The sequence below is a fragment of the Mucilaginibacter gossypiicola genome, from assembly GCF_900110105.1.
In the GTDB taxonomy this organism is placed as follows: Bacteria; Bacteroidota; Bacteroidia; order Sphingobacteriales; family Sphingobacteriaceae; genus Mucilaginibacter; species Mucilaginibacter gossypiicola.
Genome location: NZ_FOCL01000002.1, coordinates 380,913 through 393,578 on the forward strand (window position 1 = coordinate 380,913; position 12,666 = coordinate 393,578).

Genomic DNA, 12,666 nt, shown 5'->3' on the forward strand with positions numbered 1-12,666 from the left:
AAGGGGAGGAATGATTTTACATCTTCATTTTTTCTGCGGGTTTCTTTTTGGCATCGGTCTTTTTAACCAAAGCCATACCGCATTTCGGACATTTTCCAGGCTTGTTACTTAATACCTCCGGGTGCATCGTACAAGTGTATTGCACTTTAGCCGGTTTTAATTTTTTGGTGGTGTCGGAAGCCATTTTACCGGTGTGCGTGTCAGCGGCAAAAACGGTCGCGGCAGAAAACAGCATGGCGATAGCCATCAGCGTTACTTTTTTCATGTTTTTTAAAAATTGAAAATGGATAAATAGCATAGGCAAAGCCTGTGCGTGAATTATAAATTAAGATGGATTACAAGGGAGTTACAGCCGGGTACAGAAACGCAGGGCCATAGGAATTGCAGGATCAGATCCTGTAAGTACAGTTAAGGGTATAAACGGGTGTATCGGAATGTCCAGGGGGAGCATTGCCGTTATACGTGATCTTCGGTTGTAACTGCGTTAAAGCAAGTTCGCAATACGGCGTTATAAATGACGGGATAACCGCAAGTACTGGATGATCCAAAGCCGCAATGGCTGCACTAAAATGACTATCCTTTACCTTGAAACTTTGCTTTTCGTGCTTGCAGCAATTATCCTTATCACCTGAATCTTTGGTATTATTGTCCGGCATGGCGTAGGTCAGAGTAACTGAAGCCAGTTTACCACAGCAATAAAAACGGTTTATCCCGATACCCACACAGGATAAAAGATAAATAGCCGTTAATAAGATGAGGGTAGTACGTTTCACAAACCGAAGATAATAAAATTATACGTTCTGAAGGACAATTTAGTTTCAAAGCCGCCCCATACGAGGCGGCTTTAATTTGACATTATAGTTTACATATAGTCTTGCAAACATCGGATTCCTTACAAGTCTTGCTGCAATAATCTTTGCAGTTCGGCCCGCAGTTTTTAGCACAAGTTGTACAGTGGTTCATTTTGCTGTTGCAGCAAGGGGTATTGGCATAAGTTATTGATATAGCGGATAACAACATCATCATAGTGATGAAAAGAAACTTTTTCATGATCTTGAATTTTAAGATTAATAATAAATTGAATAATACGGCCATAGACCGGCCGAAAAAACGAAATGAATTATTAAGCTTTTGGAGGGTTCCAGCCATTGCCATGATAGTCGGATAGGTCACCAACTAAAAAAGGGTAAGCTGGTTGTTGTTGAAGATCAACAACCGCAGGCGAAAATGATGACGGCTGAACAACGATAAAACTGCAAGTTCCGCAATTGACCATTGCATCACAATTTCCTTTGGCGCAATCGCCGGCAGATTTTTGTTTTTGCTGTTTACAGCAATCCTGATGCATTTTTTGTTTACAACACCTTGCTGCTCCATACTGAATACCGGCTATCCCCGAAAAGGAGGATAACAGCAGCAAATTCAGTATAAGGAAAACAGCGAAATATTTCATATTGTTATTAAACTGCGTATTGTCGAATTTATTATACTGCTAATATACCGGCAATCTTTTAGAGCGATTTATATAATTCCGTTAAAAATTTACAGCCTATTGTATCAGTTTAATTTTACTTAATTGTATTTAAGTAACTGCTTAAATACTTATCTTTGGATAATATAACCTTTATGAGTGCATGTAAGCGGATTTTTGCCGACAGCGGGCAAATCAATAATTGCCGAAAAGTGATCAAAGATAATCAGCGATTTTTTGCTGACTTGTCCCGGATTGTAGCTTTAGCCGGGAATGAAGTCCGTTTGAAGATACTTTTTCTTTTAGATGAGGAACGAGAATTATGCCCGTGTGACCTGAGCGACATACTGGAAATGACAATCCCGGCAATATCCCAGCACCTCCGAAAGTTAAAGGACGGCGGTGTTATACAATCGCGGAAGACTGGCCAAACGATATTCTATTCGGTTTGTACCGTCCAATTGCCACTGCTTAAACTGTTTTTTAGTATGATCAGCGGCTCACCAATGGAAATAAACGCATGAAAGCAATTAATCAAAAAAGTTGGATCGGTGGCATCGTGGCGGCTATGGCCGCATCACTTTGTTGCATTGCCCCTTTACTTGCAATCTTTGGCGGGATAGGCGGGGCGGCGACTTACTTTAGCTGGATCGAACCTTTCCGGCCCTATATCATAGGATTAACGGTGCTGATTTTTGCCGTGGCCTGGTACCAACAATTCAGCGTGGTCCTTCAAGATAAAAAAGATTGCTGCGTTCCCGCAAGGCGTTCCTTCTGGCAATCCAAAAAATTCCTGTTGATCGTTACCATGCTTTCAGGTTTATTAATCGCTTTCCCCTCGTATTCTTCTTTGTTTTACAAGTCAGCACCACGATCAACTGCTATCATCATTCCGCAAAGCAACCTCAAATCTATCATGCTGCGTATTAAAGGAATGGGCTGCGCTGATTGCACCAAACATATCGATGGCATACTAATGAGGCTTAACGGGGTGGCGTCGTCCAATACCTCGTTTGAAAAAGCACAAACCATTGTTCGTTTTAATCCGGCTAAGACAAACACCGACAGTATCAAACATAAAATAAAAGAAATAGGCTACGAGCCCATATTAGTAAAAAACAATTAACCCTTATGTCAACCATGATCCTGCTTCATTCTGTCATTACCTGCCCGAGTTGCGGTTTTAAAAAAGAAGAAGAAATGCCGACAGATGCCTGTCAATATTTTTATGAATGCGAAAGCTGTAAGGCCCGCTTAAAGCCCCTGGCAGGTCATTGTTGTGTGTTTTGTAGCTATGGCTCCGTTAAATGCCCGCCTATCCAGCAAGGCACATCCTGTTGCGGGTAGCCAACTAACTGATAACTTCAAAAAAAGTAATCAAGTTACCATATAGATCCAAAACAGGAAAGTCACGGTGCCCCCAAGGCTGCTCTTCTATGACAGTATTAGAATTATAAATAACACCTGAAGCTTTATACTCCTGATAGAGTTCGTCTATTCCTCTTACTTCAATACGGCAACTGGCGGTTCCAGCTAAAAAACTTTCAGCTCCACTTACAATCGGTCGGAATATCCACCATAACCGAAACTTCCAGCGCTTGTCACATGCTTGCCAAAGATGGATCTCAATATCGTCCCGAACTACTATCGCAAATTCCTTCTCTTGGTGGCGTGCCTTAAAGCGCATCTTGTCTTCATAAAATTGCACAGCTTTTCTTATATCTACGGCAGGAAAAGTGGGAATGGCATTTTTGAAGTTGATCATAAACATCGGAGCTGTTTTAATTTATAAATATCTTCCTGGCCAGTTATCGTAAGCTTTAAACGGATTCGGCATTGAACCGTGTTGCTTTTGAACTTGGTGAGCGCATAAAAGTAATTGATTTACAGAGCAATCAGCAAGAAGACAAACTGCCGTTCATAAGATTAGCACTTATAAATCGAAGTTAAGTATTTTCAGTTTAGGCTAAAATTAAGTTCTCTATCAATGTCGCTGAATCGCCATGTTTTATAACCTGACACCACATTAGTAGAAAGCAATCATCCGGTTTTTACTTTGAGCATAGCAGCATTAATTGCTACAACCACCGTGCTAACTGTCATTAATACTGCACCTGCCGCAGGGCTTAATACTATGCCCTGGTTATATAATACGCCTGCCGCCAATGGCAGCGCAACGACATTATATCCGGTTGCCCAAGCCAGGTTTTGGATCATCTTACGATAAGTTGCCTTGCCAAACAAGATTAAACTAACGATATCTTTAGGATTGCTGTTCACCAAAACAATCCCGGCTGTTTCTGCTGCTATGTCACTTCCCGAACCAACTGCAATACCGATGTCTGCCTGGGCCAGTGCAGGAGCATCATTTACCCCGTCGCCGGTCATGGCTACAAACTCGCCTTTGCTTTGCAGTTCTTTAATTTTCTCTAATTTTTGATGCGGTAATACTTCGGCTATAAAACTATCCATACCCAAAGTTTTGCTTACACTGGCGGCTACTTTGTTGTTGTCACCCGTAAGCAGGATAGATTTGATGTTTTCAGCATTTAAGGTCTTAATAGCCTCTGCCGATTCCGGGCGTATCTCATCTGACAGTGAAATATATCCCGCCAATTTCTTATCAATTAGCACAAACACAACTGTTTCCGTGTCATTGGCCGCAAAGCCATCCGGCAGGGCTAATTTATTTTCTTTTAAATAACCGGGGCTAACCACCATTAACTTTTTGCCATCTACGGTGGCTTGAACCCCCTGGCCGGTGATGGCCTTAAAGTTTTCGGCTGGCGGAATGTCTAATTTCAGGTCTTTCACTTTTAGCAGGATACCTGTAGCAATAGGGTGTTCTGATTTTTGTTCTAATGCCGATGCTAAACGTACCAGTTCATTTTCTTTGATGGTTTTATCTAACGATACTATTTTAGATACTTCAAACTTACCTACGGTTAGTGTCCCCGTTTTATCAAATACAATGGTGGTGATCTTCCTTGCGTTCTCAAATGCCGTCCGGTTTTTGATCAACAAGCCATGTTTGGCCGATAAGGCAGTTGACTTAGCTACCACAAGAGGCACAGCCAAACCCAAAGCATGGGGGCAGCAAATAACAATTACCGTTACCATTCTTTCCATCGCGAACGCCAAACTTTGCCCTGTTAAGTACCAGTACAGAAAAGTACCTATACCTGTAACCAATGCGATCAGGGTTAACCATTTTGCCGCAGTATCGGCCAATAGCTGCGTTTGAGATTTTGACTTTTGCGCATCGTCTACCAGTTTGACTACCTGCGACAAATAGGAATCTTTGGCTGCGTGAGATACCGTTACTTTAAATGAACCATTTCCATTGATTGAACCCGCGATCACTTTATCGCCTTTCACTTTTTGAACGGGCTTGGATTCACCGGTTAACATGGATTCATTCAAATAGCTTTCACCATCCAGAATAATCCCGTCTGCGGCCACTTTTTCTCCCGGTTTTACCAAAATTACATCGTTCTCTTTTAACGTATCTGTTTTTACATCATGTACTTTGTTACCCATGACCATGTGCGCATCTGCGGGCATCAACTGAACCAATAACTCCAGTTCATTTGAGGCACCCATGACTGACCGCATTTCTATCCAATGCCCTAAGAGCATGATCAGGATCAGGGTAGCCAGTTCCCAAAAGAAATCCATACCCTTCAGTCCGAACACCGTAGCTGCGCTATAGGCATAGGCAACGGTGATCGCAAAACCGATCAAAGTCATCATGCCGGGATTTTTAGCCTTCATTTCGCTCATCCAGCCGCTTAAAAATGGCCAGCCGCCATAAACAAATACGACAGATGCTAAAGCAAAAAGCAGGTACGATGAACCGGCAAAATTAATATCCAGGTGCAGCCATTGCTGAATTTGCATAGACAGCAGCATAACCGGAAGTGTCAGTACGAGCACCACGTAAAAACGCTTTTTAAAATCAGCGATCATCATGCTATGGTGATCATGCTCCGACATACCCATATGCCCGTCACTGCCATGGTTCATTTTACTATGATCTATAGTTTCAGCTTTAGCCTTGGGTCCTGGTTGTTTTATAGCTGGGATTTTATGCGCTCCCATAGTGTGATGATCGTGTTGATTTTTCATAGCTGTAAAATTTAATACGTTAGTGTTAATCCGCCACCGAGGCCCATGTCACTGTCGTAATGCGTTGATAAAGAGAAGTATTTTGTAAAAATATACCGCAGTCCAGCCGCGTATTCTTTATCTGTATTCACCATGATATTAAAACGCAGCCGCTGGGTAACCGGCACATCTTCCCGGCCTAGCTGAAAACGCAATTTACCATTACCGTCAATTCGCGCATCGGCCACAAAAAGCATCGGCAAAGTGTAGGCGATACCCGCTACGACCGTATGCCTGTTTTCCTTATTACTGACCTGGCCGAATAAATTCCTGTAATCACTGCCAAAGATGTTTTTTTCATCAGGATTGAACTTTTTATAGTGATAATCAAACCCAACATAAGGATACAGCCATTGATTCCTGCCAATATACCGACCGATCATGGTTTCACTTTCGTAACCCATCATAGCATCCGTGCCTAAATGCCACATCGTACTCGCCTTCCAGCGGGTGCTGCCCAGCATGACCTGGCCATCACTTCCATTGCTCTCCAGTCCTATCCTTCCCATCAGATGCGGCATCTGGTCATCCCAAAAAAGCCTGCGCTGAGCCAGCTTGGGGTCGGGTACATCCGGATTAGGTGGTGAATTTTCATAACTGAATACTCTGCCCATACCGCTCATCATATGGTACAAAATATGGCAGTGGAAGAACCAGTCTCCGCCGGCCTCTGACGCGGCAAACTCTATGGTATCCTTTTCCATAGGCATAATATCGATCACGTTTTTCATAGGGGCATTTTCCCCCTGACCGTTGAGCACACGGAAGTCGTGCCCGTGCAGGTGCATGGGATGCCGCATCATACTGTTATTGTAGAGTATGATCCGCAGGTTTTCACCTTTTCTGATTAAGATCTTATCCGATTCTGACACAGTTTTATTATCCAGCGTCCATACATAACGGTTCATGTTCCCGGTCAGGTCGAATTTCAGCTCCCTGGTCGGCCCTTTGGGAAGTGTAGTTTTATGTGGATCGCGAAGCATATTATAGTTGAGCGTAACCATATCTGAATTATCGGCGGCCATGTTCATACCGGCCATGCTATTGTCATTCGGCATCTGCATACCCGGCATGCTGCTTTTTTTATCTTCTGCTTTAGGCTTCTCCTCACCGGTGATTTCCGGATACATCACGGTGTTCATGTCCATGATCTGGTTTTGCATGTTCATGCCTTCCATTTGAACCATGTTTCCGTTCATATCCATCATATCGTTCATCATTTTCATACCAGCGAAATACTTCAGCTTCGGCATTTTTCCCGCATATACTTTCGGCCCGCTGCCCAGCCAAAGCGAAGCTGACTTGGTACGGTCCTCCGGGGTCACCAGGAATTCATAGCTCTTATTCTCCGGTATGGTCACGACAACATCGTAGGTTTCTGAAACGGCAATGATCAGCCGATCAACTTCAACGGGCTCCACATCATTGCCGTCTGTCGCTACCACGGTCATTTTTCCACCGGCATACTTTAGCCAGAAATAGGAGGATGCGCCGCCATTGGCAATACGCAGCCTGACCTTATCACCGGCTTTGTACTGTGGCTGCTCATTCTGATTTTTCCCATTGACCAGAAATTTGTCGTAATACACGTCGCTCACATCCATGGCGTTCATGCGCTTCCACTCATTGGCCACTTTGGTTTTGAAATGTCCCGATCTGATCGCTTCAAGATAGCTTTGCGTCGAACCTTTTTGTATAGCAAACCAGTCCGATGCCGCGTGCAGGCTACGCTCTACCCCCTTCGGGTTCATATTCGTCCAGTCGCTCAGTACCACGGGAAGCGTGGGTATATCCCACTCTTGTCGCTTATTCATGATAAAGGCGCCATACATGCCGATTTGCTCCTGTAAGCCGGTATGGCTGTGGTACCAGTGGGTGCCATGCTGCCTGATCGGAAATTTATATAAGTGCGTTTCCCCCGGCATGATCGGCATCTGCGTCATGTTTGGAACACCATCATAGCGGTTAGGCAGAAAGAGGCCATGCCAGTGCAGGGAGGTTTCTTCCTTTAATTGATTATGGACGTAGATCTCTGCCGTATCTCCCTCCGTGAAGGTCAGCGTAGGCATCGGGATACTGCCGTTGACAGCGATAGCGCGCTTCGGCTTTCCCCCGTAATTAACTATGGTATCGGCCACATACAGGTCATAACGAACCGTATGCGGCGGCGTTTGGCTGACCAACGTTTTAATGGGGCCCAGGTTGGCTTTCGCGTCTTTTGATGCTGCCGCAGTTGGATTTTGGTCATCCATCTTCATGCCCTCCATTTGCGATCCGTCCACGTCACCCGCTTTTTTGCCCGGTTCTTTCAAGGGCATGGTCATGCTTCCGGTTTTTTGCGGGGCTGAGCCGGACTTTTTCCGGTCCATTTTCATTCCATTCATATCGCCCGCCTTTTTGAGGGTATCTTTCACGGGCATCATCATATCCCCGGACTTTTTGACAGCGGCTTTGGGCTTTTCTTTGACCAGCTTCATACCGCATTTGGGGCAATTGCCTGGCTTCGCGGCGTGTATTTCCGGATGCATGGGACAGGTGTAGGTAACCGGCTGTTGTGCTTGCATACCGGGCATATTTTTCATATCCGTTTGCGCCAGCGCCAATTGTCCCCAAAAAAGTATCAGCACAATAATTTTTATTTTTTTCATCTTTTATTTTTTCTATTGCTGGCTAACACCGGCCGACTTCAGCCAGTTCTCCAGCAGCAACTTATCTTCTTTAGTAAGCACTGCATCTCGGTGTATCATGGTATAGGAGGACAAAGGCATGGAGCCTTCATCCAAACTTTCACCAATAGCCCTTAACCTGCTTCGTTGCCTTCTGGGTGTATAAGAGCCGAATTCATCAAAATTCAGCTCCGCTTTACCATTCCGGATATGCCCGTCCAAAATCAATCTAAACGGCTGCAACTGCGCATACCAGGGGTAATTGGTATGATTGCTGTGGCAATCATTACAGGACTTTCTGAGAATAGCGCCCACATTTTCGGGAACAGGAACTACTTTATCGATACCATTCACCCGCTTTGGTCCATTCTCATTATGGTCACGGGGTATCAGCTGGATAAGGATAAACACAGCTATCAATATCGCCCCTGTAATTTTAATGGTCCGTCTCATCCTGTTTATTTTAATTCTTCCTTGATGCTGCCGCAGGTTGACATGCCCGCTCCCATGTAGGGATTTTTGATGTCCTTTGTCTCACTTAGCCAGATCGCTCCTTTTTTATTATTGTACATCGGACAATGATCGACATACAAGGCTTGCCCGGCACCAAATAATTTAATGAGATCATACATATCCTTACTCAGCATATCAAAATGCTCGCGCTGATGGGGCAGCTTACCCGCACTTTCCCCGATATGCTCCGACATTTCGTGCGCATCATCGGCGATGTCCGTAAAAGATTTCTTTTGCGCTTCCGTTAATGCAGATTTGTTAAATTTTCCAAATCCTTCGGCTAAAGCTTTGCCGGCTGTAGCTGCGTCGTTGCTGTTGTCTTTCGCCAGCGCGTTTTTTAATTGCAGGTAGCTGGCCAACAGCGGCTTCACAGATTCGCTTGCTGTAGCGCCCATCCCAGGTTTTGCGTTGGTCGTCATTTTTGCCGTATCTGACGAAGCTGTCTGATTGGTATTGTTACAGGCTACAAAAGAAAAGGCTGCGATGGTCAATGCGGTTGCGATGATTAAATTTTTCATATTGTTGATTGTTTTTTAGCGGTCATTTAAAAGGCTTCGCCGTTTTCCTGATCGTAAATATGTTTATACAGCAGCTCCAATGAACTGATTATCATGTTCATGCAGAGCCGCTGAGGTGTATATTGAATTATTGATTAAGGGTTTCGGTGACTTTTCCGCAGGTCAGCATCTGGTTACCGAAGTAAGGGTTTTTGATCGCTGCCTCGGCAGATAACCAATAGCTTTTCTTCATCGGGCAGTAAGCATAATAGACTGGTTTGTCTGTCAGTTTTATTGCTTTCGCCAGCTTAAAGAAATTGGAAGAAAAATTGGCAAAATGCTCGCGCTGATGTGCAATGTCTTTGCTTTCTGAGATGTGCCTGGCGTCGAATGCCAGCTTTTCCTGCAAGGCCATAAAGACCTCCATGTCATTTGCCGGCAATGCCTTCATGTCTACAGAGGCAAGGGTTTTGAGAAATGAGGCCGAACTGGCGGCAGCATCGGTACTATTCGAAGCGACGAGCGCATTTTTAATACCGTAATAAGAAGTTAACAACGGACCGGGCGCAGGTGATTTGGTATCCTGTGCAAAAATTTGTTGGGTAAATACGGTCGCGATCAACGCAACCATTAAGAATATTTTTTTCATGATCTTTTAAATTTGAATTACTTAATAGCTTTATATAGTCAGCCTGGCAAAGCCGCGGCAGGTTTAGCTTGCAGTAATCAGATCAGGAAACTCTGTATGGTCGTGCGTATATCTCTTTCCGGCGGCCGCCGTCGCTTATCCTTGATCTGAAATTTGGATAGGCGCAGGCTACTTACCGGGCTTAAATAAAAGTCGATCGGTTTGCTGATAAGGACAAATGGTGCAAGCAATAATACAGGGTTACTTGCAGGCACCTGTTTAGCCTGAGATACAAAGTTATTGACGGCTCCCTGACAGCAGGGATCATTGGCGGTAATGATAAGTTCCTGGCTTGTATGTTCATGCGGAGCAGTTACGAACAGCGCATGATCGCTTAGATGAGCATCAGCTTCGCCATGGTCGCGATGCGTCATATGTATAGCGCAGCTGAAACCGACAACGGTGTTCAGCAGGAATACGATTAACAATATCAGGGCTTTAGCTCTCATGTCAGTACAAACTTAAAAATAAACATGCCGGGAGATTTATATAATTCCGTGATATTGTTATATTTTAATGTAACCGTCATGAAGCAACCCTGGCTATCTTTTGCATAATGGAATGGTCATCGCCGAATTTACATAGCGCATCACAATGCTGACGCAGGTCTGAAAAACAGATGTATTTCATTTCCATATTGCCGCTGCGGATGGATGGTCGTGACAGTTGCATAATGACGTCCTTTTCGCGGTCATCAGGCACAACCAGGTAAAGGACCTCCTCTTTATTACTCAGGCTGCAGCTCAGGTCGGTCAACCGCAGGATACCGGAATAAATACTGGTGCTCTTTTCCACTTCAAAGGCGGCAATTACTTTTGATGTGCCTTTTTGAAACCAAAGGACGTCTATTAATTTTACCGTATTCAATACTTCTTTTTCCAGCGCGATCTGCGGAAAGTCGGGCAAGGAGATAAAGCTGAACTTATTTCCGCCCCAGGCTTTAGAGCGGTCATTGGAAGCGGCGATCACATCATAGCCCAGCGCGTGCCCGATCTTCAGCAAGTGATACTGCATTTCGTTATGGAGATGCTCATCCGCGGTTTCCGTTCTTTTTTCTTTATGGCGTTTTTCGATCAATTTTTCCAGGCGGTTCCGCTCAGCTTCTGATAGATATTCGTCCTTGCCCAAAAGCAATTTTTGCGTTCCGACCTCGAAAAGAAGTCCGGCAAATGCGCCGGTGTCCAGGGAAAGCTCGTTGCAATATTTCTTATTCACATCCATGATCACTTCCCGGATCCTCAGGTATTCGCTCCAGCTACCCAGCTTTTTTTTATCCTTAAACAGATAATTAAAGCCGTTGATAATAGCCGTATTAAATGGCGGTATCCATGTCGGGTGAAGAAAGTACAGAATGCTTGCAACTGCAGGGCCGAGCCCTTTGATCTTCAGCGCGTCCAGCTTTTCGATCTCCCGGATGACCTGTTCTTCATTTTTCGCATAAATGCAGTTTTCCAGGAACTGCCCGAAGGCGGTTTTATTTTCCTGGTTCTCGTAGATGTCAGGTATCCTTAATTTAGGTTTCCAATAAAAAGGGTGAGAAGCGCCTTCAAAGACCTGTTTTTGCTCTGTGATACACGAAAGAACAAATTCCAGGGATGTCCCTTTGAAATCGTTTCCAAAGCGTTTGGTTTTGATGTCATCGATCACCTGTAAAACTCCCCGTCTTATAGACCGAAACGCCTTTAATCGTTCTTCATTATTAATGAACCAGGTATTATATACTGACTCCTGATCGCTTTTGTATTGATTGATAATGGACTGCAGGTTTTCACTCATGGGTTTTGGATAAGTAAAGGTATCCGCACTGCGGCGGATACCCTAAATTAGACAAGTTAGCGTGAATTATAGCAAAATGATTTGAATAACCGTTTTTATAATTCCCGTATTGCCCGAATCCGCCGCACGATCTCTGTGGTCAGTGCCGGATCGCTAAGTGCCCCATTGACGATTTGATATCCCCCCAATTGTGGAACCTTTATATAGGCAGCTATGGTGCCGTTAATATGAATATCAAAGCCCTCACCGTTTTGCACGATCCCGATAAGGTCATCAGCGGGGCCGAAAAGGAAATAGGGGGCGATATCATACAAGGGATGTTCCATGATCGCAGCGAGCTGTTCATCACTCAAGTACAAAGCGCTTTCTGGATCCTGCAGGTCTTCCTCGCGCAGCCGGGGCTGGTTATCCTCTTCTTCGAACCATTCTTCCACATGGTCCTGGATGATCTTTACCAGTTGGGCAATCTCTGTTTCGGTCAGTATCTGCCCGTCATACCGCCATTCGAAAAAGTTTTCATTCAGGAACGTAAGTTTGCCGACGAAACTCATATAACTGTCCATGTCCGGCTCTTTTGACCTGTTGGCAAGATTATCGGGAAGCATGTAAAATAACCGGAAACCACCGGTAATACCGGTGCGTCCGTTGACGCCGGGACTGGTTTCCGGCACGATCTTGACATCCGCAGCGCCGCCTGTTTGTTTGGTTATTGTATAAACGATATGCTGCTTCATGTCCATTGTGTTTGAAAGTTGGACAAAAGGCAGCCGCCGTTAATTATTGGTAATATCTGGCATAATAATGTATGCACGAAACGTTGGCCTGTAAATAAGTAGAGGGCAGGCCGGGCGGGCATTTTTTTTGATCGGGAAAATGCCTCGCTTAGAA

At 44.6% G+C, this 12,666-nt stretch carries 15 protein-coding genes; 3 read left to right on the plus strand and 12 right to left on the minus strand.

From position 1 onward, the window contains the following. Positions 1–16: 16 nt before the first annotated feature. The 3 genes from BMX50_RS06895 to BMX50_RS34220 all read right to left on the minus strand — a co-directional run bounded on the left by BMX50_RS06895 (position 17) and on the right by BMX50_RS34220 (position 1,453). Positions 17–265, minus strand: coding sequence for a heavy metal-binding domain-containing protein (locus tag BMX50_RS06895; protein WP_143065113.1), 249 nt, complete (start codon positions 263–265; stop codon positions 17–19). A gap of 124 nt (positions 266–389) precedes the next feature. Next, the gene (locus tag BMX50_RS06900; protein ID WP_143065114.1) at positions 390–773 is read right to left on the minus strand and encodes an HYC_CC_PP family protein; all 384 of its coding nucleotides are present in this window, start codon (positions 771–773) and stop codon (positions 390–392) included. Positions 774–1,123: 350 nt separating this feature from the next. Further along, positions 1,124–1,453: a hypothetical protein gene (locus tag BMX50_RS34220; protein WP_143065115.1), complete on the minus strand. Its 330-nt coding sequence runs from the start codon at positions 1,451–1,453 to the stop codon at positions 1,124–1,126. 173 nt (positions 1,454–1,626) lie between these two features. On the opposite strand from BMX50_RS34220, the gene BMX50_RS06910 reads away from it, so the two are divergent. Genes BMX50_RS06910 through BMX50_RS35110 form a run of 3 tightly spaced genes read left to right on the plus strand, consistent with a single transcriptional unit; the run spans position 1,627 to position 2,818 of the window. After that, the gene (locus BMX50_RS06910) at positions 1,627–1,995 is read left to right on the plus strand and encodes an ArsR/SmtB family transcription factor (RefSeq protein ID WP_091209523.1); all 369 of its coding nucleotides are present in this window, start codon (positions 1,627–1,629) and stop codon (positions 1,993–1,995) included. Further along, positions 1,992–2,597, plus strand: a complete 606-nt coding sequence (gene merTP / locus BMX50_RS06915; RefSeq protein WP_091209524.1) for a mercuric transport protein MerTP — start codon at positions 1,992–1,994, stop codon at positions 2,595–2,597. Before BMX50_RS06910 ends, merTP begins: the two co-directional genes overlap by 4 nt. 14 nt (positions 2,598–2,611) lie before the next feature. Then, positions 2,612–2,818, plus strand: a complete 207-nt coding sequence (locus BMX50_RS35110) for a GDCCVxC domain-containing (seleno)protein (protein WP_091210339.1) — start codon at positions 2,612–2,614, stop codon at positions 2,816–2,818. Positions 2,819–2,822: 4 nt separating this feature from the next. Here the strand turns inward: BMX50_RS35110 and BMX50_RS06925 are convergent, their stop codons facing one another. From BMX50_RS06925 to BMX50_RS06965, 9 genes are all read right to left on the minus strand, one after another. Then, the gene (locus BMX50_RS06925; RefSeq protein WP_091210340.1) at positions 2,823–3,236 is read right to left on the minus strand and encodes a bleomycin resistance protein; all 414 of its coding nucleotides are present in this window, start codon (positions 3,234–3,236) and stop codon (positions 2,823–2,825) included. Between the two features lie 275 nt (positions 3,237–3,511). After that, on the minus strand, positions 3,512–5,599 hold the full coding sequence (locus BMX50_RS06930) for a copper-translocating P-type ATPase (RefSeq protein WP_244280883.1): 2,088 nt from the start codon (positions 5,597–5,599) through the stop codon (positions 3,512–3,514). A gap of 11 nt (positions 5,600–5,610) precedes the next feature. Next, positions 5,611–8,286, minus strand: coding sequence for a multicopper oxidase domain-containing protein (locus tag BMX50_RS06935; protein ID WP_091209528.1), 2,676 nt, complete (start codon positions 8,284–8,286; stop codon positions 5,611–5,613). A 12-nt stretch (positions 8,287–8,298) separates the two neighbouring features. Then, positions 8,299–8,757: a heme-binding domain-containing protein gene (locus BMX50_RS06940; protein WP_091209529.1), complete on the minus strand. Its 459-nt coding sequence runs from the start codon at positions 8,755–8,757 to the stop codon at positions 8,299–8,301. A gap of 5 nt (positions 8,758–8,762) precedes the next feature. Beyond that, on the minus strand, positions 8,763–9,335 hold the full coding sequence (locus tag BMX50_RS06945) for a DUF3347 domain-containing protein (RefSeq protein ID WP_091209531.1): 573 nt from the start codon (positions 9,333–9,335) through the stop codon (positions 8,763–8,765). Positions 9,336–9,462: 127 nt separating this feature from the next. Then, positions 9,463–9,963 carry a DUF3347 domain-containing protein gene (locus tag BMX50_RS06950; RefSeq protein ID WP_091209533.1) on the minus strand — a complete coding sequence of 167 codons (501 nt, stop codon included), beginning with the start codon at positions 9,961–9,963 and terminating at the stop codon, positions 9,463–9,465. 77 nt (positions 9,964–10,040) lie between these two features. Continuing rightward, positions 10,041–10,451: a hypothetical protein gene (locus tag BMX50_RS06955; RefSeq protein WP_091209535.1), complete on the minus strand. Its 411-nt coding sequence runs from the start codon at positions 10,449–10,451 to the stop codon at positions 10,041–10,043. Positions 10,452–10,527: 76 nt separating this feature from the next. Then, positions 10,528–11,778, minus strand: a complete 1,251-nt coding sequence (locus BMX50_RS06960; RefSeq protein ID WP_091209537.1) for a hypothetical protein — start codon at positions 11,776–11,778, stop codon at positions 10,528–10,530. 95 nt (positions 11,779–11,873) lie between these two features. Beyond that, positions 11,874–12,512 (minus strand): hypothetical protein, encoded by a 639-nt coding sequence (locus tag BMX50_RS06965; RefSeq protein WP_091209539.1) that lies wholly within the window; start codon positions 12,510–12,512, stop codon positions 11,874–11,876. Positions 12,513–12,666: the final 154 nt, after the last annotated feature.